General features: G+C 60.2%; 18 protein-coding genes and 1 tRNA gene. 15 read left to right on the top strand and 4 right to left on the bottom strand.

The features are described 5' to 3' along the window. Positions 1-11: 11 nt before the first annotated feature. The 12 genes from VJ698_RS11365 to VJ698_RS11310 all read left to right on the top strand — a co-directional run bounded on the left by VJ698_RS11365 (position 12) and on the right by VJ698_RS11310 (position 14356). A tRNA-Met gene (locus tag VJ698_RS11365) sits at positions 12-88 on the top strand. Between the two features lie 158 nt (positions 89-246). Further along, positions 247-1149: an SMC-Scp complex subunit ScpB gene (gene scpB, locus VJ698_RS11360; RefSeq protein ID WP_324102863.1), complete on the top strand. Its 903-nt coding sequence runs from the start codon at positions 247-249 to the stop codon at positions 1147-1149. After that, a complete protein-coding gene (gene rluB, locus VJ698_RS11355) occupies positions 1118-2671 on the top strand; it encodes a 23S rRNA pseudouridine(2605) synthase RluB (RefSeq protein ID WP_324102862.1) in 1554 nt (517 codons plus the stop codon). Before scpB ends, rluB begins: the two co-directional genes overlap by 32 nt. 252 nt (positions 2672-2923) lie before the next feature. Next, positions 2924-3409: a ribosome maturation factor RimP gene (rimP, locus tag VJ698_RS11350; protein WP_324102861.1), complete on the top strand. Its 486-nt coding sequence runs from the start codon at positions 2924-2926 to the stop codon at positions 3407-3409. Beyond that, positions 3406-4965: a transcription termination factor NusA gene (gene nusA, locus VJ698_RS11345; protein ID WP_324102860.1), complete on the top strand. Its 1560-nt coding sequence runs from the start codon at positions 3406-3408 to the stop codon at positions 4963-4965. The genes rimP and nusA overlap by 4 nt, the downstream gene beginning before the upstream one ends. Before the next feature lie 47 nt (positions 4966-5012). Then, positions 5013-7829 carry a translation initiation factor IF-2 gene (infB, locus tag VJ698_RS11340; RefSeq protein WP_324102859.1) on the top strand — a complete coding sequence of 939 codons (2817 nt, stop codon included), beginning with the start codon at positions 5013-5015 and terminating at the stop codon, positions 7827-7829. Between the two features lie 109 nt (positions 7830-7938). Next, positions 7939-8328 (top strand): 30S ribosome-binding factor RbfA, encoded by a 390-nt coding sequence (rbfA, locus tag VJ698_RS11335; protein ID WP_324102858.1) that lies wholly within the window; start codon positions 7939-7941, stop codon positions 8326-8328. Positions 8329-8367: 39 nt separating this feature from the next. Further along, on the top strand, positions 8368-9312 hold the full coding sequence (truB, locus tag VJ698_RS11330) for a tRNA pseudouridine(55) synthase TruB (protein ID WP_324102857.1): 945 nt from the start codon (positions 8368-8370) through the stop codon (positions 9310-9312). Positions 9313-9412: 100 nt separating this feature from the next. Beyond that, positions 9413-11248, top strand: a complete 1836-nt coding sequence (gene typA / locus VJ698_RS11325; protein WP_324102856.1) for a translational GTPase TypA — start codon at positions 9413-9415, stop codon at positions 11246-11248. 109 nt (positions 11249-11357) lie between these two features. Then, positions 11358-12251 (top strand): DMT family transporter, encoded by an 894-nt coding sequence (locus VJ698_RS11320; RefSeq protein ID WP_324102855.1) that lies wholly within the window; start codon positions 11358-11360, stop codon positions 12249-12251. A 43-nt stretch (positions 12252-12294) separates the two neighbouring features. Then, a complete protein-coding gene (gene dusA, locus VJ698_RS11315) occupies positions 12295-13320 on the top strand; it encodes a tRNA dihydrouridine(20/20a) synthase DusA (protein WP_324102891.1) in 1026 nt (341 codons plus the stop codon). Positions 13321-13489: 169 nt separating this feature from the next. Beyond that, a complete protein-coding gene (locus tag VJ698_RS11310; RefSeq protein WP_324102854.1) occupies positions 13490-14356 on the top strand; it encodes an SDR family oxidoreductase in 867 nt (288 codons plus the stop codon). A gap of 19 nt (positions 14357-14375) precedes the next feature. Here the strand turns inward: VJ698_RS11310 and VJ698_RS11305 are convergent, their stop codons facing one another. Then, a complete protein-coding gene (locus VJ698_RS11305; RefSeq protein WP_324102853.1) occupies positions 14376-15392 on the bottom strand; it encodes a sigma-54 dependent transcriptional regulator in 1017 nt (338 codons plus the stop codon). A gap of 335 nt (positions 15393-15727) precedes the next feature. Continuing rightward, a complete protein-coding gene (locus VJ698_RS11300) occupies positions 15728-16009 on the bottom strand; it encodes a hypothetical protein (protein WP_324102852.1) in 282 nt (93 codons plus the stop codon). Between the two features lie 580 nt (positions 16010-16589). Between VJ698_RS11300 and VJ698_RS11295 the strand changes: the two genes are divergently transcribed. Then, positions 16590-17987 carry a sigma-54 dependent transcriptional regulator gene (locus VJ698_RS11295; RefSeq protein WP_324102890.1) on the top strand — a complete coding sequence of 466 codons (1398 nt, stop codon included), beginning with the start codon at positions 16590-16592 and terminating at the stop codon, positions 17985-17987. A gap of 25 nt (positions 17988-18012) precedes the next feature. Here the strand turns inward: VJ698_RS11295 and VJ698_RS11290 are convergent, their stop codons facing one another. Beyond that, positions 18013-20511: a hybrid sensor histidine kinase/response regulator gene (locus VJ698_RS11290; protein WP_324102851.1), complete on the bottom strand. Its 2499-nt coding sequence runs from the start codon at positions 20509-20511 to the stop codon at positions 18013-18015. A gap of 285 nt (positions 20512-20796) precedes the next feature. Further along, positions 20797-21702, bottom strand: coding sequence for a UTP--glucose-1-phosphate uridylyltransferase GalU (galU, locus tag VJ698_RS11285; protein ID WP_324102850.1), 906 nt, complete (start codon positions 21700-21702; stop codon positions 20797-20799). A 927-nt stretch (positions 21703-22629) separates the two neighbouring features. On the opposite strand from galU, the gene VJ698_RS11280 reads away from it, so the two are divergent. Further along, a complete protein-coding gene (locus tag VJ698_RS11280; RefSeq protein ID WP_324102849.1) occupies positions 22630-25263 on the top strand; it encodes an FAD-dependent oxidoreductase in 2634 nt (877 codons plus the stop codon). 74 nt (positions 25264-25337) lie between these two features. Next, complete coding sequence (locus VJ698_RS11275) at positions 25338-25907, top strand: PRC-barrel domain-containing protein (protein ID WP_324102848.1); 570 nt, start codon at positions 25338-25340, stop codon at positions 25905-25907. The last annotated feature ends 62 nt before the right edge of the window (positions 25908-25969 follow it).

Genomic DNA, 25969 nt, shown 5'->3' with positions numbered 1-25969 from the left:
ATGCCTTCAGACGCGGGGTGGAGCAGTCTGGCAGCTCGTCGGGCTCATAACCCGAAGGTCGCAGGTTCAAATCCTGCCCCCGCAACCAAGTCTTTAAGTCTTATAAATTCCCGCCCGCCATTAGACCTCCAATAAATCGGGGCGCCGGAATAGTTTCAACGGGTTCTCTAACCGGACGACATCGTCGGATGTCTGTCGTTGACAAAATTTTCTGCACATTGTTAGTAAAAAACAAGACGCATAAAAATGAATACTATTGAGGCGAAGAAAGTCCTCGAAACGGCTTTGCTTTGTGCCCACGAGCCATTGTCGATCAACGACATGAAAAAGCTCTATGCAGAGAATGGCGAAGCCGGTGATGCAGTGATCGGCGCGGATATGATCAAGTCGCTGCTTGAAGAATTGCGCAATGACTGGGTCGATAAGGGTATCGAGATTGTCAGTCTTTCTACCGGATGGCGGTTCCAGAGCCGCCCGGAAATGAAGAAATATCTCGAAAGACTCAATCCGGAGAAGCCTCCCAAGTATTCGCGGGCGACGCTTGAAACGCTTGCAATCATCGCGTACCGCCAGCCCGTGACGCGCGGCGATATCGAGGAAATCCGCGGCGTGACAGTCAATTCGCAAACCATCAAGATGCTTGAAGACCGTGGATGGATTGAAACGATCGGGCATCGCGATGTGCCCGGGCGCCCAGCGTTGTTCGCCACTACAAGGCAGTTTCTTGACGATCTCGGGCTGACTTCCCTGGACCAGTTGCCGCCTTTGCAGGAAGTGGCAAAGGATGACGTGCAAGGCGGCATGCTGGCTGAAATGCAGGCGCTGGAAGAAGGAATGCAAGCCAGCCTCGACCAGGGCGTGATTGTGTTGGAAGAGCAGTCACAGCAGCAGGCAGCAGACCTGCCGATCGATGCGCCGACGGACATCGCAGAGGATTCCGGTGCGGGCCCTGCGGTCAATGCTGATATTGAGAGCATGTCGCTCGATGCCCCGGAAGAACCGGTTCCCGGCGACACGGAACCCGTCCTGTCCTCTGCTCCGGAATCCGAACCGGAAAATATACCTCCCGCAATAGCTGTAGACCAGGCGCAGGATGGCGCCGTATCAAGAAGCCAGCATGATCAAGAATCGAACGATGAATCTGCCTAACCACGATGAAACGCCAGTCCTCATGACCACCAATACCTCAGCAAGTCCGGAAGCGAGGGAAAGCCAGAATCTGTCGCAGGACAGCGCAGCGTCAATGGCGAGCCCGGCCGAGGAAGGCAAAAAGAAGCCGACCAAGCGTGGTGTGCGCGGACCGCGCAGTCTTCGACGCGCAAGGCCTCCGCGCCAAGCCGAATCCGAGGTTCCGGCAAACGGCACGACCGAAGGCAGCGACCAGCAAACCGATGCCGTGACCGCGCCGGATGCGGGCAAGACGCAGCGCAAAGCGGGCGAGGCTCGCAAGCGCGATGACCGTCAAAAGGGAAAGGCTGGTGGCCAGAAGGCGAAGGGCAAAGCTGGCGGAGCGGCGGTGGGCAAAGGACAGCAGTCGCGCGCCAAGGGCGATAGCGCCGACGATATTTTTTCCTTCGTGACCTCGGACGCGTTCGACAGCACGGTTGCCGAGGGCGACGCCGCGCGCCGGGCGCAGCCGCCGGCGAAAACCGTGCGCCGGGATCTGACTGCCGAAGATGATGCGCCCAAGCTGCACAAAGTGCTGGCAGACGCGGGCCTTGGTTCGCGTCGTGACATGGAAGAACTGATCATTGCCGGACGCGTCTCGGTCAACGGCGAGCCGGCGCATATCGGCCAGCGGATCCTTCCGACCGACCAGGTTCGTATCAATGGCAAGCTCATTCAGCGGAAGGTCAGCAAGCGTCCGCCGCGAGTGCTCATATATCACAAGCCGGCAGGTGAGATCGTTAGCAACAGCGATCCGGAAGGCCGTCCATCGGTATTTGAGCATTTGCCCGCGATGAAAGCGGGCAAATGGCTCGCCGTTGGTCGTCTGGATTTCAATACCGAAGGCTTGCTGCTCTTCACGACTTCCGGTGACCTCGCAAATCGACTGATGCATCCGCGCTACGGCATTGAACGCGAATATGCGGTGCGGACGCTCGGCGAGCTGGAAGAGGGCATGCGCCAGAAGTTGCTCAGTGGCGTCGAACTGGACGACGGCGCGGCGCAATTCTCGAAGATTACCGACGGCGGCGGAGAGGGGGTCAACCGCTGGTACCGGGTGACCATTGGGGAAGGGCGCAACCGCGAAGTGCGCCGCATGTTTGAAGCGGTTGGCCTGACAGTGTCGCGCTTGATCCGCACCCGTTATGGGGCGTTGACCTTGCCCAGCAACCTTAAGCGTGGACGTTGGGAAGAACTGGACGAACATGCGGTGCGCAGCCTTATGACCTTGAGCGGGCTGGAAAAGGCCGCGGGTCAGCCGCAGCAGGGCAAGGGGCGCTCCGAGCGCCAGACCGGCGACCGCAATGGTTTTGACAAGAGCCAGGGAGCAAAACGCGGCCAGGCACGCGGCACTGGTCGCAGCCAAGGCGCACAACGTAGCCGGCAACCGGATCCGTTGCAGACGGCGCTTGGCTTCCCTGATGTCGGCCAGTCCCGTCGTGGGGGGCAGGCGCGTACCGGAATCGGCATGCATGCCATACCGCGCCGGCGAACGCGCGGATAAATCCGGGGTAATCCGACTTTCTCGATCGAAATTATTTGGCCCTCGCCGGGCGGCGAGGGCTTATTGCCATTGCGATGCGCCAAATAATTGTTTATAATTAGAGAGTTAACAAAAGTCGGCCCGCAAGAACGCTTGTCGGGGAAACACAACCCGCATGGGCTGGAGCGATAAAAAGATGGGCAGATGCCCATTTTTTTTTTCTTGAACGCTTTTTGCAGTTGTTCCGGCTTGGGTCGATTACGGAGAAATGTTTTGCGGTTGTTGGATTTGATAGAAAAAACCGTCGTTGGCATGGGCTATGAACTGGTCGATTTCGAACAGGCTGCCCGTGGCCTGTTACGCGTGTATATCGACTTTCCGTCCGAGGCGGCGGACAAGGGAAATATCACGGTGGACGACTGCGAGAAGGTGAGTCACCAGTTGTCACACGTGTTGACCGTGGAGAGCGCGAACTACGAACGGTTGGAAGTTTCGTCGCCAGGGTTGGATCGGCCGTTGAGGAAGTTGGCTGATTACGTGCGTTTTGCTGGGCAGGAAGCGGTCGTGAAGTTGCGCACGCCCATGCCTGGCGCGGCAAACCGAAAGTCGTTCCAGGGCATTCTGCATGCGCCGGAAGGCGACACGCTGAAACTGGAATTTGAAGGAAAAGATGGGCCGGCGATGCTGGATTTCACGCTCGCCGATGTGGACAAGGCACGCCTGGTGCCGAAAGTGGACTTTAGGAGTCGCAAAGCATGAGTCGTGAAGTATTGTTGTTGGTCGATGCGCTGGCACGAGAGAAAAACGTAGATAAGGAAATCGTCTTCGGAGCGCTCGAGCACGCGCTTGCGCAAGCGACCAAGAAACGTTACGAAGGCGACGTGGACGTGCGCGTCTCCATCGATCGCGAGTCCGGCGAATTTGAGTCCTTCCGCCGCTGGCACGTCGTGCCGGATGAGGCCGGCCTGCAGTTGCCCGACCAGGAAGTGCTGCTTTTCGAAGCCAAGGAACAGATTCCTGACATCGAAGTCGATGACTACATTGAGGAGCCGATCGAATCGGTGGATTTTGGCCGCCGCTTCGCGCAGGACACCAAACAGGTCGTGCTGCAGCGTATTCGCGACGCCGAGCGCGAGCAGATCCTGGCGGACTTCCTGCAGCGCGGCGATTCGCTCGTTACCGGCACCATCAAGCGCATGGAGCGCGGCGATGCCATCGTCGAATCCGGCAAGATCGAGGCACGCCTGCCGCGTGACCAGATGATTCCGAAGGAAAACCTGCGCATCGGAGACCGCGTTCGGGCGTACATCCTGCGTATCGACCGCAATGCCCGCGGCCCGCAGGTGATCCTGTCGCGCACTGCTCCGGAATTCATCATGAAGCTGTTCGAACTGGAAGTGCCGGAGATCGAGCAGGGCCTGCTCGAGATTAAGTCGGCGGCGCGTGATCCTGGTGTACGTGCGAAGATTGCGGTATTCACCAATGACAAGCGCATCGACCCCATCGGAACCTGTGTCGGCATGCGAGGTTCACGCGTGCAGGCGGTGACCGGCGAACTGGGCGGCGAGCGCGTTGACATTGTGTTGTGGTCAGAAGACCCGGCACAGTTTGTGATCGGCGCACTGGCACCGGCGAATGTTTCGTCCATTGTCGTCGATGAAGAAAAGCACGCGATGGACGTGGTGGTCGACGAGGAGAACCTCGCGATCGCCATCGGGCGCGGCGGGCAGAACGTGCGCCTGGCTTCCGAGCTGACCGGTTGGCAGATCAATATCATGACGGCGGAGGAATCAGCGGACAAGGCGGCGGCCGAAACCGCGGCGACCCGCGTGCTGTTCATGGAGAAACTCGACGTTGATGAAGAAGTGGCCGATATCCTGGTGCAGGAAGGCTTCTCCAGCCTGGAGGAAATCGCTTACGTGCCGATCAACGAAATGCTCGACATCGAAGCATTCGATGAAGATACGGTCAACGAGTTGCGCAGCCGAGCACGTGACGCGCTGGTGACTGAAGCGATCGCCTCGGAAGAAGGCCTCGAAGGCATGGAAGATGCGCTAGTGAACCTGGATGGCATTGACCGTGTTACGGCGGGTAAATTGGGCTTGGCTGGAATCAAGACGCTGGACGCGTTTGCCGGTATGGCCTATGACGAATTCGGCGCGGTCCTGGCATTGCCGATCGAACGTGCGCGTCAATTGATTGAAAACGAATTTGAAGATGTGACAGATGATGAAATGCGGCTCATCGACGCCAAGTACGATGACCGCGCGCGGGGGCTGCAAGCCAAAGCGCGGGAGCTGGCCGAGGCCAAATGATCTGCACCGCTCCAATCTCATCTGAGTCACATAGAAAAGAGGACTGAATGGCGAGTAACAACGTAGCCCAATTTGCCACCGAACTGAAGATGCCCGCAGACTTACTGTTGACGCAGTTGCGCGCTGCCGGGGTCGACAAGCGTTCGGCGTCCGACTCCTTGTCGAAGGAAGACAAGGACAAGCTCTTGAACCACCTGCGCCGCGCGCATGGCGCTTCGCCCGATGGTGAAAAGAAGAAAATTACCCTGACGCGCAAGGAAACGACCGAAATCAAGCAGGCCGATGCCACTGGCAAGTCGCGCACGATCCAGGTCGAAGTTCGGAAGAAACGCACTTTCATCAAGCGCGACGAGCCGACGATGGAAGAGGCACCGCCAACGGCTCCTGTCGCGCCAGTCGTCGACGAGGCAGAAATCGCGCGCCGCGCGGAAGAAGCGCGCCGGCAGGCAGAGCTGATCGCGCGGCAGGAAGCCGAACTGCGCGAGAAGCAGGAGCGTCTCGCGCGCCTGGAAGCCGAAAAGGAAGCGCAAGCCAAGGCTGAGCGTGAGCGTGAGGCGGCCGAAGCAGCGGCGCGTGCTGCTGCCGAAGCGCAGGCACAGAAAGCGGAATTGACCGCTACCGAGGAAAAGAAACGGCAGGCGGACGAAGAGGCAAAGAAGAAGGTGGCGGAACAGGCTGCGAAGGAGGCGGCTGAACGCGCTGCCGCAACGGAGCGTGCCCGCAAGGCCGTGGCTGATGAGGTTGCGCAGATCAAGGCGATGATGAATGCGCCGCGCAAGGTCATGAAGGCACCGGAACCTGCGCCGGCGGCACCGGTAGCGAAGGCGGCCGAGGGCACCTTGCACAAGCCTGCCGAAAAGAAACCGGTCGAGAAGAAAGAGGAAAAGAAGCCGGTGGGCGGAGACAAGAAGTCGATCAAGTCGGCCAATGTTTCCTCGACATGGCAGGATGACGCTGCGAAGAAGCGCGGGGGAATCAAGACCCGCGGCAACGGCCCCACGACGCCCGGTGGACGCGATGCATGGCGTGGCGGTCCGAAGGGACGTCGCGGGCATGGTCATGAAGATCAGCGTGAATCGAATTTCCAGGTGCCGACTGAAGCCGTGGTGAAGGAAGTGCACGTGCCGGAGACAATTACCGTTGCCGAGCTGGCGCACAAGATGGCGGTGAAAGCCTCGGAATTGATCAAGCACATGATGAAGCTTGGCCAGATGGTCACCATCAACCAGGTATTGGACCAGGAAACCGCGATGATCCTCGTGGAAGAAATGGGGCACAAGGCGTTCGCCGCCAAGCTCGATGATCCCGAGGCCATGCTGGAAGAAGTCGGTGCGATGCATGCGGACGTGGAAGCGTTGCCTCGTGCGCCAGTAGTGACTGTGATGGGTCACGTCGACCACGGCAAAACATCGCTGCTTGACTACATCCGCCGCGCCAAAGTGGCTGCGGGCGAAGCGGGCGGCATTACGCAGCACATCGGTGCTTACCACGTCGAAACGCCGCGTGGCATCATCACCTTCCTCGATACCCCGGGCCACGAAGCGTTTACTGCGATGCGCGCACGTGGTGCGAAGGCGACTGATATCGTCATCCTGGTGGTGGCGGCTGACGACGGCGTGATGCCGCAAACCAAGGAAGCGATCGCCCATGCGAAAGCGGCAGGCGTTCCAATCGTGGTTGCCGTAAACAAGATCGACAAGCAAGGTGCCAATGTCGAGCGCGTGACGCAGGAGTTGATCGCCGAAGGCGTGGTACCGGAAGCTTACGGTGGCGATGCACCATTCATCCCTGTGTCTGCCAAGACCGGCCAGGGCATCGACGATCTGCTGGAAAACGTCCTGCTGCAGGCGGAAGTGCTGGAACTGAAGGCGCCGATCGACGCGCATGCCAAGGGCTTGGTCATTGAAGCGAAACTCGACAAGGGGCGCGGACCTGTGGCGACTGTGTTGGTGCAGACCGGTACATTGAAGCGCGGTGACGTGGTGCTGGCGGGTTCGTCCTACGGCCGCGTGCGCGCGATGCTGGACGAAAACGGCAAGAACATTGCTGATGCAGGCCCGTCGATCCCGGTCGAAATCCAGGGCTTGACCGAAGTCCCGGCTGCTGGCGAAGAAGTGATGGTCATGGCAGATGAGCGCAAGGCGCGCGAGATCGCCCTGTTCCGTCAAGGCAAGTTCCGTGATGTGAAGCTGGCCAAGCAACAGGCCGCAAAGCTCGAGAACATGTTCGAACAGATGGCCGAAGGCGAGGTCAAGAACCTGCCGTTGATCATCAAGGCAGACGTGCAAGGTTCGCAGGAAGCACTGGTGCATTCGATGCAAAAGCTTTCAACCAACGAGGTCCGGGTGCAGATCGTGCATGCAGCGGTGGGCGGCATCAGTGAATCCGACGTCAACCTGGCGATGGCATCGAAGGCCGTCATTATTGGCTTTAATACGCGCGCGGATGCCTCCGCTCGCAAGTTGGCTGAAGCAAACGGCATCGACATTCGCTACTACAACATCATTTACGATGCTGTGGACGAGATCAAGGCCGCAATGTCCGGCATGCTGGCACCGGAGAAGCGCGAGCAGACCCTGGGCCTGGTGGAAATCCGCCAAGTGTTCCACGTCAGCAAGATCGGCGCGATTGCGGGCTGCTACGTGCTCGACGGCCTGGTCAAGCGCGGTGCTTCCGTACGTTTGCTGCGCAACAACGTGGTCATCTGGACCGGCGAACTCGATTCGCTCAAGCGCTTCAAGGATGACGTGAAGGAAGTGAAGGCCGGCTTTGAGTGCGGCCTGTCGCTGAAGAACTTCAACGACATCAAGGAAGGCGACCAACTGGAAGTCTTTGAAGTCCAGGAAGTAGCGCGTACGCTGTAAGCCGTTGCGTCAGGGACCGCCTGAATCGCAGCGCAACCGTTAACCGGGGTCTCCGTGCGAGATTCCGGAGGACGGCTTGCCTTATCACCGGCTTAAAGGTTGCATCATCATGGCTAAACACAGCAAATCCATTCCGGGGCGCGGCGTGCGGGTCGCGGACCAGATCCAGCGCGATCTGGCGGAAATCATCGCCTATGAATTGAAGGATCCGCGCGTCGGTATGATTACTATCACCGAGGTGCAGGTGACGCCGGATTACGCGCATGCGAAGGTGTATTTCACCACGCTCGCCGACGATGAGCAGGCGGTGCAGAATACGCTCTCCGGGTTACACAAGGCGGGTGGATTCATTCGTGGGCAGTTGGGACGCCGCCTGACGATTCATACCATCCCCGAATTGCATTTCGTGCATGACACGTCAACAGCGCGCGGCATGGAATTGTCGAAGCTGATCGACGAAGCGAATGCCACCCGCTCCAGGGATTCGGAGCAGGGCTGATTGTTCATGCCGCCGTTGTGCGGCACTTCTCTCCTCACTATGGCGCAGAATTTGCCCAGGAAAATCCGTGTGCCTGTGCATGGCGTATTGCTTCTCGACAAGGCCGCCGGCCAGTCGAGCAATGATGCACTGATCAAGGCCAAGCGGCTGCTGAACGCTCAGAAGGCTGGTCACACTGGCACGCTCGATCCGTTCGCGACGGGCTTGTTGCCATTGTGCTTTGGCGAAGCGACAAAGTTTGCCCAGGACCTGCTGGATGCTGACAAGACCTATGAAACGGTAGTCCATCTGGGCATCACCACCGAGACGGGCGATACGGAAGGGCGCTCGATTTCCGAGCGTGAGGTGGCTGTGACGCACGAGGAAATTGAAGTGATACTGGCGCGATTTCGTGGCGATATCGACCAGACTCCTCCCATGTACTCTGCCCTCAAGCGGGATGGCAAGCCCTTGTACGAATATGCCCGCGCCGGCATCACGCTGGAGCGAGAAGTTCGACGCGTGACGATCCATGAACTGGATCTGCTCGACTACAGTTCCCCATTCCTGACCCTGCGTGTGAAGTGCAGCAAGGGAACATATATCCGCGTGCTGGGCGAGGACATCGGTGCCGCGCTTGGATGCGGAGCGCATTTGCAGGCATTGCGTCGCATCGGCGTGGGAAACCTGTCGCTCGACGGCGCCATCACGTTGGAGACCTTGGCGGATATGCCGGAAGCCGAGCGCAGTGCACACCTTGCGCCGGTGGATGCGCTGTTGTCTTCCTTTCCATCTGTGAACTTGCCGGAATCGTTGGCGAAGCGTTTCCTGCATGGCCAGCGACTTGCACTTGGCAAGGAGAGCATTGCATTGCCCGAACGGACCGGCCGCGTCCGGGTCTATCGGGTAAGCGACGGCTGCCTGCTGGGAACCGCCCAGCTGGCCGACTACGGCATACTCGCGCCGGAGCGCCTGATTGCGGTTGTGTCCGCTTCGAACGTATAACGCAACTCTTTGAAAATTCAATACTTTTGAAGAACTTTGCAGGGCATCGTGCTATACTGTTTGGTTCCCCGAATCTTGCAATTCTGCACTTAACACCACTATGCCAAATACCAAACGCGCTCTGCGCAACATCGCCATCATCGCGCACGTCGATCACGGCAAAACCACGCTGGTCGACCAGTTGTTGCGCCAGTCGGGCACCTTCCGCGAAAACCAGCAAGTCGATAATCGCGTAATGGATTCCAACGACCTGGAAAAAGAGCGCGGCATCACTATCCTGGCCAAGAACTGCGCGGTCGAATACGAAGGCACGCACATCAACATCGTCGATACTCCTGGCCACGCCGACTTCGGCGGTGAAGTGGAACGTGTGCTGTCGATGGTCGATTCGGTGCTGCTGCTGGTCGATGCGGTTGAAGGCCCGATGCCACAGACACGCTTCGTGACGCGCAAGGCGCTCGGCCTCGGCCTGAAGCCGATCGTTGTGGTGAACAAGATTGATCGTCCTGGTGCGCGTCCGGACTGGGTCATCAATGCCACGTTCGAATTGTTCGACAAGCTGGGCGCAACCGAAGAGCAGCTGGATTTCCCGGTGGTGTATGCATCCGCGCTGAACGGTTATGCGAGCCTGGATCCGAATGTGCGCGAAGGCACGATGAAGCCGCTGTTCGATGCGGTGCTGGAACACGTGCCGGTGCGCGATGACGATCCGGATGGTCCGTTGCAATTGCAGATTTCCTCTCTCGACTATTCGTCCTATGTCGGCAAGATCGGCATCGGCCGAATCAAGCGTGGCCGCGTGCGCGCGCTGCAGGACGTGATGGTCATGAACGGCCCGGATTCCACTCCGTTCAAGGCGCGCGTCAACCAGGTGCTGAAGTTCAAGGGCCTGGATCGCCAGCTGGTGGATGAAGCGCAGGCCGGCGACATCGTGCTGATCAACGGTATCGAAGAGCTGAACATCGGCAGCACGGTATGTGCCCCCGATACGCCGGATGCCTTGCCGATGCTGAAGGTGGATGAGCCGACGCTGACGATGAACTTCCTTGTGAACAACTCGCCACTGGCGGGCCGCGAGGGCAAGTTTGTGACCAGCCGCCAGATTCGCGAACGCCTGGAGCGCGAACTGAAATCCAATGTGGCGCTGCGCGTTACCGATACCGGCGACGAAACGACTTTCGAGGTGGCGGGACGCGGCGAATTGCACCTCACGATCTTGCTGGAGAACATGCGCCGCGAAGGCTATGAGCTGGCCGTTTCCCGTCCGCGCGTGGTGTTCAAGGAGATCGATGGCGTCAAGTGCGAACCGTATGAGCTGTTGACGGTGGATGTCGAGGAGCCACACCAGGGCGGCGTCATGGAAGAGCTGGGCCGCCGCCGTGGCGACCTGCAGAATATGGAACCGGACGGCAAGGGACGCGTGCGCCTCGAATATCGCATTCCGGCGCGCGGCCTGATCGGCTTCCAGTCGGAGTTCATGACGCTTACGCGCGGCACCGGCCTGATGAGCCACATTTTCGACGACTATGCGCCGGTCGATTCCACCAAGCCGGAACTCGCCGGCCGCCGCAACGGCGTGCTGGTGTCGCAGGACGACGGTGCCGCAGTGGCCTATGCGCTGTGGAAGCTGCAGGACCGCGGCCGCATGTTCGTCAGCCACAATGACCCGGTCTATGAAGGCATGATCATCGGTATCCATTCGCGCGACAACGACCTGGTGGTCAATCCGATCAAGGGCAAACAGCTGACCAACGTGCGCGCGTCGGGCACCGACGAAGCAGTGCGCCTGGTCCCCCCGATCCAGCTGACGCTGGAGTATGCGGTGGAATTCATCGAGGACGACGAACTGGTCGAGATCACGCCGAAGAGCATTCGCTTGCGCAAGCGCCACCTGAAGGAGCATGAGCGCAAGAAGGCGGCGCGCGAGGCGGCATAACACTGCGCACCATGCAGTTTTCGGGCGGCTGGATAGGCCGCTTCGAAAGCCTGATCACATCAGCCCGGTCGCCTCTGTGGTAGCCGGGCTGTTTTTTTGCCGATTGAACATGCCTTTGTTGAACACGCACCAGCGGGCGATCCTGCTGATGATCATCGCACCGACCCTGTGGAGCATCGCCGGCGTTCTCACACGTCATCTCGATGCCGCGCGCGGTTTTGAAGTCACTTTCTGGCGCAGTTTTTTCTCGGCTATCTTCGTCGCGGGCACATTGCTGGCCACGCGCGGCTGGAGCAAGGCCGTCGCGACCGTGACCGCGGTCGGCCACCTCGGTGTATTGAGCGGGGTGATGTGGAGCATCATGTTCATGTGCTTCATGATTGCGCTGACCAAGACGACAGTGGCGAATACCTTGATCGTCATGAGCGTTTCGCCGTTGCTGACGGCATTCCTCGCATGGATGTTCCTCAAGCAGCGCATCGCGCAGCGTACCTGGGTGGCGATCATCGCCGCGTTCATCGGCATCCTCTGGATGTTTGTTCACGGCCTGAGTGCCGTGCAGGGGCAGCACCTGGTCGGCATGACGATCGCAATGGCGGTCCCGGTGGCGGCGGCGATCAATCTGATCGCGATCAAGCGTACGGGGCACGGCGTTGACCTGGTTCCCGCCGTCCTGCTGGGAAGTGTGTTCTCCGCCGGCATGATGCTGCCGCTTGCATGGCCGCTGCAGGCCTCGCTGCATGACATCGTCATCCTGGCCATCCTCGGCTTTTTCCAGCTTGGGCTTCCCTGCATCCTGATGGTGCGCGCGGCGCGGAGCCTGACGGCACCGGAAGTGTCCCTGCTGGCGCTGCTGGAAGTCCTGCTCGGGCCGTTGTGGACCTGGCTTGGCGCGGGCGAGGTGCCGGCACGGGAAACGCTGATCGGCGGAGCCGTTGTCATGGCGGCATTGGTGTTCAATGAGCTGGCGGCGATACGCAGCGTTGCTGTCAGCAGGAGTTGATGGAGATGGAGCCATCAGGCAACCCGGTAAAATGCGATTCATGATGACTTCCTCGCACCAACAAACGAAATTGCCGCCGCGTCGCGTTTCCGTCGCGCCGATGCTCGACTGGACGGATCGGCATTGCCGCATGTTCCACCGTCAGCTCACGCGGCATACTTGGCTCTACACGGAAATGGTCACGACCGGTGCCTTGCTCTACGGTGATGTCGCGCGCCATCTCAATTTCAATGAAGAAGAACATCCCGTTGCGCTGCAGCTTGGTGGCAGCGAACCCGCTGATCTCGCAAAATGCGCGAAACTGGGCGAGCAGTGGGGCTACGACGAGATCAACCTGAACTGCGGCTGCCCGTCCGAGCGGGTGCAGAAGGGCGCGTTCGGCGCATGCCTGATGGCCGAGCCGCAACTGGTGGCTGATTGCGTCAAGGCGATGCGCGATGTGGTCGAGATCGATGTGACCGTCAAGCACAGGATCGGCATCGACCGTGTCGAGTCTTTTGATTTCGTGCGCGACTTCGTGGGCACGGTTGCGGAGGCCGGATGCCGGACTTTCATCGTGCATGCGCGCAACGCGATCCTCAAGGGATTGAGCCCGAAAGAAAACCGCGAGATCCCGCCGCTGAAACCCGATTATGCCTATCGCCTCAAGCGCGATTTCCCGCAACTGGAGATCATCATTAACGGGGGCATCAAGACGCTCGAGGAAATCGACGCGCATTTGCAGCAGGTCGATGGCGTGATGATCGGGCGCGAAGCGTATCACAATCCCTATCTGATGGCCTCGTTCGATGCGCGTTATTTCAACGATGCGACGCCGGTGAAATCACGTGCAGAAGTGCTGCGGGCAATGCTGCCCTACTTGCAGGACCAGCTTGCGCGCTTTGGCAAGGCTGAAGCGGGCGGTGGCCTGCGGCTGAATAGCATGACACGCCACATGCTGGGCCTCATGGCTGGCATGCCGGGCGCACGCGCCTTCCGTCAGATCCTGTCCGATTCCAGGAAGCTTGCCGCCGGCGATCCGGCCTTGCTGCTGGAAGCACTTGCGCATACACAGCCGCTGGCTGCCTGATCAATAGCTCCTGGCGATACCTCATGCCATCCGTCATGCCATCCTGCCGATGGCATGGATGCTGCTCGCATCATTCTGTTCCGTGCAATGGCCGATGAGTGCATTGGATAGACTTTCTTCAAGCAACGCAAGCGGTCCTTGCCTGCCATGCGTTCAGGAAAGGATGATCATGTCGAACCAGGAAGCCAAACCCGATATCCCTCCCCAGCACCAGGAGCATCAACCCGGTAGCGAGGCGGCAATGCAGCCGAAGCCCGAAGCGGAAATGAAGAACTACAGGGGCAGTGCAAAGCTCAAGGGCAAGGTCGCGATCGTGACGGGCGGCGATAGCGGCATTGGTCGCGCGGTGGCGATCGGCTTCGCCAAGGAAGGCGCGAATGTCGTGATTGCTTATCTCGATGAACATGAGGATGCGAAGGAAACCCAACGTCACGTCGAGGCGGCAGGACGCGAATGCGTTCTCCTGGCGGGCGATGTCGGCGATGCGGAATTCTGTCGCCAGGTGGCGGACACCGCGATATCCGCCTTCGGGCGCCTGGATATCCTGGTCAACAACGCCGCGCAACAGTATCCGCAGCAGAGCATCGAAAATATTTCGGAAGAACAATTGCTGAAGACCTTCCGCATCAATGTGTTTTCGATGTTCTTCCTGGTCAAGGCTGCGCTGCCGCACATGAAGCCTGGTGCGCGCATCATCAACACCACTTCGGTTACTGCCTATCGCGGCAGCTCGCACCTGCTGGACTATTCATCGACCAAGGGCGCGATCGTGGCCTTCACCCGCTCGCTTTCTCAGCAATTGATCCAGCGCGGCATCCTTGTAAATGCCGTTGCTCCGGGACCGGTCTGGACGCCACTGATTCCCTCCAGCTTTCCGGAGAAGGCGATCGAACACTTCGGTGAGAAGGCGCCGCTCGGCAGGCCGGGGCAACCGGATGAGATTGCGCCATCCTACATCTTTCTCGCGAGCGATGACGCTTCCTACATGGCGGGGCAGGTGTTGCATCCGAACGGCGGCGAGGTAGTGAACGCCTGAAGGTGCGCAATGACCGCGATCAATACTCCTTGAGTCGGTTGTACAAGGTCTTCAGGCTGATGCCCAGTGCCTCTGCCGTGAGGCGCTTGTTGCCGCTGTAATGCTTCAGCGTGGCGAGAATGATTTCCTTTTGCGCATCGGCCAGCGGCGTGCCAACGAAAAAATTCAAGTAGCCTTCATGCTCTGTCGGCTTTCGCGTTGACAGGTCGGAGATGCATTCCTCGATGTTGAGCGTATCCGTTGCGAGGATGAAGGCGCGCTGCATCACGTTCTTGAGTTCACGCACATTGCCGGGCCAGGAATAGGACCGGATGACATCGAGCGATGCGCGCGAGAACGTCTTCTGTGTATTCTCCTTTTCATTCAGCAGCTGCAGGAAATGCTGCGCCAGCAGTTCGATGTCGGTGCCGCGCTCGCGCAAGGGTGGAATACGGATCGGAAAGACGGCGAGACGATACATGAGGTCCGCGCGCAGGCTGCCGTCTTTCACCGCCGCATCCAGGTCGCGGTTGGTCGCTGCGATCAGGCGCACATCGACCTTGACCTCCTCATCGCCGCCGACGCGCAGGAAAGCGCCCGATTCAAGCACGCGCAGCAGCTTGACCTGCATGTCGACAGGCATTTCCGTGATTTCGTCGAGGAACAGCGTGCCGCGCGAAGCATGTTCGAAATAGCCGATGTGCTGCCGCACCGCGCCCGTGAAGCTTCCTTTCTCGTGACCGAACAGCGCGGCCTCGATGAGGTGCGCCGGAATCGCTCCGCAGTTGACCGCGACGAACGCTTCGTCCTTGCGCGCGCTCTCCTGGTGGATCGCGTTGGCAATCACTTCCTTGCCGGTGCCGCTTTCGCCGACCAGCAATACCGTAGCATCGGTCGCGGCGACTCTCTCCACCTGCTGGTACAACTGCTCCATGACGGGCGATGATCCCTTCAGGATGCCGAGCTGGTTGAGCGATTTGTCGAGAGTCATTTCCTGTTCCGGCCGGCTATCGGACGGATCGTCGGATCCAGCCATGAGCGTTTGATGTGATGCCATGATTCTTACATCAATGTCTTGAAGCGCGCTTGCGCAAATTCAGTTACGTCATGCAAACGCATGCGTGTTTCGAGGTAGGTCAAATGCTGTCCGCGGCATATTGGTGCGCGGCGCTTCGATGTGGGTCTTCACTTAACAATACACGATATCGCCATCGTTGTGTTCGCGTCTCGCGGCGTGCGGGTGTGGTCGGCGCAGCGCAGCAGGGAAATTTTTCGCTCCCTGTTTTCCGAGGGAAAATCATTGACAGGAGAGACGACGCGGAGCCTTTCCCTGGCGACTCTTTGCAGCGCCGGGCGTGATGAAAAGCCAAGAACTTATCGCGTATGCCATGGTCAAGTAGCAGGGCAGCGTTCACTTTTCATGAAAGGAACAAGAATGAATTCACTCAAGACTACTTCAAAAATCTTGTTGATCCTTGCCGCGCTGAGCATGACAGCGGTGGGTTGTGAACGGCGTGGCGGCGAGAGCTCCGGATCGAGCGGCGCGTCGGGCGGTACCAGCTCGTCGGGCAGCTCCGGTTCAATGGGGTCAGGTACGTCGGGTACTTCAGGCAGTTCGGGCACTTCCGGCAGCACTGGATCAAGCGGAAGCTCGAAGTAGCAGATCTGTTTCATGAAAGACGTTGCCGCAGCCTCAAGCGCGATGCCGTTCGGTATCCGATGAATGTGGTAGACGCTCGGTGCCGCCGCGAGGAAGCGACTCACGCTTCCGCTGCGGCCGGCGCACGTGACAGGGACGCATAGGTACGCACAGGGACGCACGTAACAGGGAGACCGATCGCAGGTTGAACATCACCAGGTAGTCCAGCAATCTACGCCATTCCGGTGGGCGCCTCACGCAAGCATATGAGGTGATCCGCCACGTCCTCCGCTGCCTTGCCAGCGGTTTTTTCATGTCTGCCAGGCTTACATCACGGCAGACTGTTTTTGCTCAATATAGAAGTGAATGCCGGCTTGGACAATCCCAGCCAGAGGCATATGCTGTGGAATAGTCTGTTGAAGACGTAGTCTGAGCATCGCCCGACATCAAAAACATCATCGCACAACGACGCGGGTGTCCGCGCGGAAGCCCACTGCGGCAAGGAGCCGTGGAATGCATTCGAACCCCATCCGATCGTCCATTGCCTGCGCCGACATGGTTGTGCCGTGCACGCTTGTCGCCACCACCTTTTTAAACCGGAAAGAGACTGTTTATATGCCGCATGTATTGATCGTCGATGACGATGAAAATACCCGCGAGGCACTCGCGGCGATTACTGCTGAAGAAGGATTCTCAACTGCGGTCGCGGGAACCATCCGCGATGCGCAGGCGCAGATCGTCCGGCAACGCCCGGACGTGGTGCTGATCGATATCAAATTGCCCGATGGTAGCGGGATGGATCTGTTCAACGATATCGAGTCGCTCGCGACGACGGAGATCGTGCTGATCACTGGCCATGCCAGCGTTGAAACGGCCGTGGAAGCATTGCGCCTCGGCGCGGCCGATTACCTGACCAAGCCGATCAATTTCCGCCGCCTCAAGGCGCTGCTCTCGCGCATTCCGCGCACCGTCGACCTGAAGGAAGAGATCGGCGTATTGCGCAGCGAATTGCGCAGGCTGGGGCATTTCGGCCAGATGCTGGGTGCCGCGCCGGCGATGCAGAAGCTGTACAACCACATCGGGCGGGTCGCACCGACCGAGGCGACAGTGCTGCTGCTGGGCGAGAGCGGTACCGGCAAAGAGCTCGCCGCGCAGACTATCCATGAACTCAGCCTGCGCCAGAAGCGGCCGTTCCTGCCGGTGAACTGCGGCGCCATCTCGCCACAGCTGATCGAGAGTGAAATTTTCGGACATGAGAAGGGCAGCTTCACCGGCGCCGACCGGCAGCACAAGGGCTATTTCGAACGCGCCAACGGCGGCACCCTGTTCCTCGATGAAATCACCGAGATGCCGCCAGAGCTGCAGGTGAAGCTGCTGCGCGTGCTGGAGACTGGTTCCTTCATGCGCATCGGCAGCAACCAGGAGATCGAAACCGATGTACGCGTCATTGCCGCGAGCAACCGCGCTCCGGAAGCGGCGGTCACCGAAGGCAAGCTGCGGCTTGACCTGTATCACCGGCTCAATGTCTTCCCGCTCAAGATCCCGCCGCTCCGTGAGCGCGGATCGGATATTGAACTGCTGGCACAGCATTTCCTGGAGGAGCTGAATGCCACGCAGGGGACCAGCAAGGTGCTCACGCCTGACGGCCTGGCGTGCCTGTCGAATTATCACTGGCCCGGCAATGTGCGCGAGCTGCGCAATTACATCCAGCGAGCATTCATCCTTTCCGACCAGACCATCGACGCGGCTGCGCTTGCGCCGGTGATCACGACGCAGTCGCCGGTGGGGCTGACCCTGGCGATCCCGGTCGGGACCTCGCTGGCGGATGTCGATCGCAAGCTGATCTATGCCACGCTGGAATTGTGTGGCGGCGTGAAGAAGCGGGCGGCGGATATCCTCGGCATCAGCCTGAAGACCCTGTACAACAGGCTGGAGGAATATGGGCCGTATGAAGGCATGCCGAAGAAGGAGGACGCGTCGCCGGTGCATGGCGGGAGCGACTCCTATCACTAAGCCCGGCGGGGCAGGGATCAGGGGATCAGGGCCGCGCCGCCATCGCGTCGATCACGACGATCAGTTCCTCCGGTGCCACTGGCTTCGTGACATGCATCTGGAAGCCAGCCGTCAGGGCCTTGATCCTGTCTTCTCGTTGCGCAAAGGCGGTGAGGGCTAGCGCCGGCATGCGTTGCAGCGGGGTGTCTCCGCCTGCCGTTTTCCATGCGCGGATCTTGCGCAGTACGGAATAGCCGTCCTCGCCGGGCATGGCGATGTCGCACACGAACACATCCGGAAACTCGCTGCGCGACAGCGTGCACAGCCAGTCGATCGCTTCGCGCGCGGAGCTCGCCGCGTGCACCGAAGCGCCGGCGTCCGTGAGAACGACCGTGAGGGATTCGCGCGCTTCTTCCTGGTCATCGATCAGGAGAATGTGCACGCCGTTGAGCGAGGGAAGTGGCACGCTGCTGGCCACGCCGTCGTCGACCGGCCCGATGGTGAGGTACTTGTCGGAGCGTACGCGCAGGGGGAAATACACCCGGAACGTGGAACCCTTGCCTTCGCCTTCGCTTTCCGCAACCACGCGGCCGCCGTGCAGTTCGACCAGATGCCGCACCAGGAACAGCCCCAGCCCTAGGCCGCTGTGGTCGCGCGTACTGGAGGTGTCTTCCTGGCTGAAGCGGTTGAACAGGTGCGGCAGGAAATCGGGCGACACGCCTATGCCGTCGTCGCGCACCGTCACGCAGATTTCGCCGTCGCGCTGTGCCGCGCTGAGCCAGACGTTGCCACCATCCGGTGTGAACTTGACTGCATTCGACAACAGGTTCCAGAAGATTTGTTGCACGCGGTCAGCGTCGCCCTCGACCTGTTCGCTGGTGATGCGGTAGGTGCAGCTGACGCTGATGTGCTTGGACGCTGCCATGGCGCGCACGCTTTCGACAGCGGCCTGCAGCGTCGGCAGGAGCGCGAGCGGTTGCTTCACCAGGCGCAGCTTGCCGCTCATCATGCGCGTGACATCGAGCAGGTCTTCGATCAGGCGCACCTGCTGGCCGACGCCGGTCTTGATACCCTGCAGCGCGCGTTGCGCCAGCGGCGCCGAGGCGATGTCCTTGACGTAGTTTTCGAGTACATGCGCCCAGCTCTGGATGCCGTTCAATGGCGCGCGCAACTCGTGCGAGACGATGGCGAGGAATTCGTCGCGGGCGCGTGCCGCGGTTTCCGCCTGGATGCGTGCCGTGCGCTCGCGGGCAAGCAGTTCGTCACGCTCCTTTTCCATCCTGGCGCGCTCGGTGACGTCGTAGGCGATGCCGATCACCGACTCGACATGTCCATAGCGGTCGGTTTCCGGAATGATGCGGCCCGAGAAATAACGCATCTGGCCGGCGATCACATGGTCGAAATCCAGACGCTGCTCGGCGCCGGTCTCGAACGCTGCGCGTGCCGCGTTGTCCCAGGCCTGAACGACGGAGGTAGGCAGGCCGAGCTCGGCCTTGGTCTTGCCCAGATAGGCTTCGGGCGCGATGCCGGCAAGCTTCTCGATGGCAGGATTGACGTAGATGTGCCGCATGTTGCGGTCGATACGCGAGATGATGTCCGGCGAATTTTCGACCAGCGTCTTGAACTCTCGCTCGCGGCGGTGCAACTGCTCTTCGGCCTCGCGCAGCTGTGTAGTGTCGCTGACGGCGGCGAACAGCCCGCGCACCTCGCCGTGTTCGTTCAGTTCCGGCGTGAACATCATGTGCAGATAGCGTTCATCGTTTTCCGGCAGGCGCACCCTCGCTTCATGTTCCTGGGGGGTACCGCACAATGCGGCATCAATGTATTGCCGGATGCTGGCAAACAGTTCTTCGCCCACGAGGTCGGGAATGCGTTTGCCGATCATGTTTTCGGGACGGTGACCGAAGCGCGTGGTGTATGCCTTGTTGATGAAACTTAGCCGGTATTGCGCATCGCATTGCGCGATGAGCACCGGGAATGCGTCGGTGATCAGGCGCAACTGCTTTTCGCGCTCGCGCAGCGCCTGCTCGGTGTTGCGGCGCTCGGTGATGTCGGTCGCCATCGCGGAAAAACCCCGCACGCTGCCGTCAGGATCAATGTCCGGCGCATAGGTGGTCATGACATGCCGCTCGCCGAGCATGTTGTGCACGGTGATTTCATAGGTGACCTGCTCGCCTGCGAGCGCGCGCGTGATGTAGGGATAGGCCTGGGGATAGAGCGGACCGAGCACCTGGTTGAGGGTCTTGCCAAGAATGTCGCCGGACGGCTGGCCGAACCAGGCGCTGTAGGCGTTGTTGGCGAAGCGAAACCGTTCCTCCGCATCAAAATAGGCAATCATCACCGGTGCCGTTTCTGTGATCAGGCGCAGGTAGCGGTCCTGCTCGTGCAGCATGCCGGTCACCTGGCGATTCTGCTCTTCGTTCCGTTCCGGCCCATCATTTGAGGGTGGTGTGCGCATGGCATTCGACGAGGGGTCCGTCGGCCCGGTGAATAAATGCTGTTCATTGCCAAGTATCGTCACGACCTGATCGGTTGAGACCGCCATGTGGAAACGCGCTCCTGTTCTTCAATGTCGTTACGGATGCGGTGCGAGTTGTGCAAACCAGCGGCGCAAACGGGCGACGCCTTTTCCCTAGCCCGGCATATCATACGTTGCCCGTGTTGGGCACCTGGCGCGGGTATGAGTAGCCTACTGTATGTTTACCTGCAGGCACATCGGAATGCGCAAGCATGTTGTCTCACCATCCCGAGGTACGGCAAGTGCGTGACGGCAATACATTTTCTTCAGCATGTCATGCAAACTTCGTGCGCACTGCCGTCGCCCAGGTGCTCAAGCTGTCTTGCCGCCGAGCTGCTGCTTGAGGCCGGTCAACTGCAACTCCGACAGGAAGCGGTTGAAGTCTTCCGCAACGGCGGGATGCCGCAAGGCATGTACCACGACCGCTTCCAGGTAGCCGATCTTGGAACCGCAGTCGAAACGATGCCCCTTGAACTCGTAGGCCAGCGCGGGATGGGTGGCGAGCATGGCCGCGATGGCGTCGGTCAGCTGGATCTCGCCGCCTGTTCCCGGCTGCACGTTTTCCAGGAAGTCGAAGATCTCCGGCGTGAAGACGTAACGGCCAACGACACCAAGCGTGGAGGGCGCGTTTTCCGGCTGCGGTTTCTCGACGATATCGCCGATGCGGTGGATGCGCACGCCCATCGATTGGGGACGGACGATGCCGTAGTGGTGCGTCTGGTCGAGGGGAACATTCTGCACGCCGATCACGGAACTGCTGTGCTGCTCGTACAGGTCGATCATCTGCTTCAGTACCGGCACGTCGGCATCGATCAGGTCGTCGGCCAGCACGACGGCGAAGGGCTCGTCACCCACCAGAGGGCGGGCGCATAGCACCGCGTGCCCGAGCCCGAGCGCTTCGCACTGGCGCACATAGGAGTAGTGCAGCTTGTCCGGCAGCAGCGTCTGGACTTCCTTGAGCAGTTTCATCTTGCCATGCGAGGCCAGTTCCGATTCTAGTTCATAGGCCTTGTCGAAGTGGTCTTCAATGCTGCGCTTGCCGCGCCCGGTGACAAAGATCATTTCGGTAATGCCTGCTGCCGCGGCTTCTTCCACTGCATGCTGGATCAGGGGCTTGTCGACGATGGGCAGCATTTCCTTGGGTGATGCCTTGGTCACCGGCAAAAAACGTGTGCCGAGTCCGGCGACGGGAAATACTGCTTTGCGAATCCTGGTCATTGTCATCTCTCTTGTTGGGTGTTGATCGTGGTCGGACGCGAGCACGCGGTGAACAGGTGTCTGCTCCGCATGAAAATGCCTGCCGGCGACGTCCTCCTGTCGTGCCGCAATCGTGATGAAGCATGGGTAACGATTACATCCGTGAGCCGTTTTTACATGTCGTTACATGTGGCTTGCGCGCCTCATGATGGAGTCCTGCGCGTCGCGCCGGCATGGAAGCTGATGCGAACGGCCTGTCCTGCATGGCGCCTCCGCGCCGAAAGTCTCACGAAGCAGGAAGCGTACCGGGCGCTCTGCTTGATGAGCGGAAACAAGCGGCACCGACACGCTCGTTGACGGTGGAGCGTCCTCCTTAGCGCAGCGCCTTGCGCGCGATCATCACATTCTCCCCGGCCAAAAACTATGCTGGAAGGAAGCCGAGAAGGACGCTGCAGGCGTTTTCCGGTGAGTGGTTTCAGCAAGATCTGCAGGGCCAGCGGAGCCATCGGCCGCAGCGACCGATGATGTCAAGCTGCCTCGGAAATTCATGGCCGCCGATCAACAATGCATCTGTGTAGCTTTTACCAGTGGCTGTAAAAATGACGGAAATGAAATGCTTTCGATGCAAGCATTGGCATGGCCGAATCGATCTCAGTTCGATGGGCACGGCTCTTGCGTCGAAGACGCATTGCATTCGCCACGTGCACAGCAGCGAAATGCCTGCGGCGAGCACGGCTTTGCATCGATGTACTCCGATTTTGCATGCGGACGCCCGCTATCCGCATGTGCCAGCAGGTTTCTTTCGATATCCGCACGTCGCGCATCAAACGACGACCGCGTCCATCCGACTGCGTCGCGCACGCCTGTGCGGCCCGGCGCACGCGGGCTGGCCACATGCCGGAACCTGCGCCAGCAAGAAGCACCAACAATTTACGGCAAGGAGATAGCATGCCTTCTGCAATCATTGTGTTCTCGCACCTGCGCTGGGATTTCGTGTTCCATCGCCCGCAACACCTGTTGTCGCGCCTGGCTGCGCATTATCCGGTGGTCTTCATCGAAGAGCCGGTCCATCACGAGAGCAAGTCCTTCTTCACGACCTGGTCGCCTGTGCCGAACGTGCTCGTGTGCCAGCCGCACACGCCGGTGAACATGCCCGGCTTCCATGACGAGCAGTTGCCCTACTTGCAGAAGCTGTTGCGCCAGTTGGTGCGCGACTACCATGACCACATCGCCTGGTTCTATACGCCGATGGCATTGCCGCTGCTGCAGGAAATGCAGCCGGGCCTGGTGGTGTACGACTGCATCGACGAACCCTCCGCCTTAAGCAATGCGCCGAAACAGCTGGTGCAAAGGGAGAACGCATTGCTGAAGATGGCCGACATCGTATTTGCCTCGGGCCAGAGCCTGTACCGCGCGAAGCGCGACCGCCATCCGAATGTGCATTGCCTTCCCTGCAGTGTCGATGCGGCGCACTTCGTGCCCGCGCTCGACCGCAGCAATTCTCATCCGGCACACAAGGACATTCCCGGGCCGCGCCTTGGCTTCTACGGCGTGATCGACGAGCGTTTCGACGCGGACCTGATCGCGAAGGTGGCCGATGCGCATTCATCATGGCAGGTGGTGCTGGTCGGGCCGGTTGCAAAGATCGATCCGGCCAGCTTGCCGCAGCGGGCGAACATCCATTACCTCGGCCAGCAGCCGTACCATGCCTTGCCGAATTTCCTGGCCGGGTGGGACGTCTGCCTGCTGCCGTACGCATTGAACGAGTCGACGCATTTCAGCCATCCGGCCAAGATGCTGGAATACATGGCGGCGGAGCTGCCGATTGTGAGCACTCCGGTTCCGGACGTGGTGGAGGCCTACGGCGATATCGTCAGCATCGCGCCCGACGCGCCGTCCTTCATTGCAGCCTGCGAAGCGGCGCTGCTCGCTTCGCCCGAGGAGCAAGATGAAAAGATCGGCGCCATGCGCCGCGTGCTGGCTTCGACTTCCTGGGATGCGACAGTGGAAAAAATGCGCGCGCTGCTGGAGAGCATGCCGCGCCGTCAGTCGCGCCCGGGCAAGGCTGTGGCGCCGGACGAGATCATGGCGAACGTGAATCGCCTGCGCCAGCATGATGCAGTCAGATTCGCCACCACTGCCATCATCGGCGCCGGGCCGACCGGCCTGAGCGCTGCCTATCATCTGGGGCATGATGCCGTGCTCCTCGAGCGCAATTCGATGGTGGGCGGCTGGTGCCGCTCCATCCGGGAAAAAGGCTTCACCTTCGACCATGCGGGCCATGTGATGTTTTCGGATGACCCCTATGTGATCGAACTGTACGATCTGCTGCTCGGCTCCAACCTGCACTGGCAGGAGCGCGAGGCATGGGTGTACAGCAAGAACGTGCATACCCGCTATCCGTTCCAGGGGGCGCTGCATGGCTTGCCTCCGGAGGTGATCAAGGAATGCATCGTGGGAGCGATCGAGGCGCGCTACGGGGCGCAGGGGCGGCCCGGGACCTTGGCGGGAACAGCAGTGGGCACAGTAGTGGGCACGACCCCGGCGCGCGCGCAAGACTGCTGCGGCGACAGCGGCATCGCGCTGCCGGAGTCGAAGATCGCTGTGCTCGAAAATCGGGGACCATCCAATTTCGAAGAATTTATTTACCAGACCTGGGGTGCGGGCATCGCGAAGCATTTTGCGATTCCCTACAACCGCAAGCTGTGGGCCGTGCCGCTGTCGGAAATGGACACGTCATGGCTGGGCGGGCGCGTGCCGCTGCCAAACCTGGACGAGATCATTGACGGTGCGTTACGTCCTCCGGCGCGGCCGATGGGGCCGAATGCGCGATTCGGTTATCCGCTGCGGGGCGGATTCCAGGCGCTGATGTCCGCCTTTGTGCCGCACATCAAGGGCACGATCGAACTGAATGCGGAGATGACGTGGGTGTCGCCGGAACAGCACCTCATCGCGCTTGCGGACGGGCGTCGCTTCCATTACGACAACCTGATCAGCACCATGCCGCTGCCGGACCTGATCAGGATGATCGGCGACGAAGCGCCGGAGGAAGTGCGGCGCGCGGCGGCCGGGCTGCGGCATATTTCGGTGCGTTGCGTGAACCTCGGCGTGGCGCGCGAGAAGATCACCGACAAGCACTGGATCTACTACCCGGAAGACACGATCTTTCACCGCATCTTCGTGCAGGGCAATGCCAGCCCGGAATGCAATCCGCCCGGCGGCTTCGGCCTTACCTGCGAGATCAGCTATTCGCCGCAATGGAAGCCCTTGCCGGCGAGCGGCAAGGAGCTGATCGACCTCTGCATCCAGGATTGCATCAAGGTTGGCATGCTGCGCCCGGACGACAAGATCATCGTCGCCAATGAAGTGGACATACCTTATGGCTACGTGGTGTGCGACCATGCGCGCCTGCAGAATGTGGACACCATCCGTTCCTGGCTGGCGAGGTACGACATCATCCTCGCGGGGCGTTACAGCGAGTGGGAGTATTACAACTCCGACCATGCCTTCATTGCCGGCAAGAAGGCGGCCGAGTCCATCAAGTGGCTGACGCCGAAGAAAAGCGCGCTGGCTGCTGAATGAAGTGGTGGCAATGACGCGATGGCACGGGGCTTGCTGCATCGTTCGGGTTGATGGTTGCATGCAACGGAGGAACGATGAAAGCCATGCTTCGCGTCGCGCTGCTGTTGCTTGCCGGCGTGGGCGCCGGGGCTTATGCGCAGCATCCTGTTGGCGCGGGAAGCATGATGGCCGCGCAGGCACAACACGGAAATTCCGCGCGCCAGCAGCACTTGTACCGGGCCAGCAAGATCGTCGGCGCCAAGGTCAGGAACCAGCGCGAGGAAAAGGTCGGCGTCATCAAGGACCTTGTGCTCGACAGCCGGCGCGGCGAGATCGCCTATGCCGTGGTTCGCTTCGAGGGCAGTGTCGCTGCCACCGGCGCGGGAAAGAAATTGCACCCGATACCGTGGCGTGCCTTGCAAGCGAGTGACGACGGTACTTATTACATCCTGCAGACAGACCGGGAAACGCTCACCCATGCCCCCGGCTTTGACCGGAAGCACTGGCCGGACATGGCCGACCAGCGCTGGAGCGATGATGTGGATCGCTTCTGGGACCGCATGGTCGGCCGCGGCAACTCCGGCAACAACAATTTGACATCCGGCGGCACGTTGCCCGCCGCAAGAGGGGCAGGGGCGGGCGCCCCGTCCGCCCCGGCACGCTAACAGGGAGCAAATCTAAGCGCACCCGCACCGGTGAACCGGACAAGGTATCAACAAGCCGGCCA

It is taken from the genome of Noviherbaspirillum sp. (assembly GCF_035254685.1).
In the GTDB taxonomy this organism is placed as follows: domain Bacteria; phylum Pseudomonadota; class Gammaproteobacteria; order Burkholderiales; family Burkholderiaceae_D; genus Noviherbaspirillum.
Note: the sequence above shows the minus strand (reverse complement) of the source record. Positions and strands in the feature narration are given on the sequence as shown.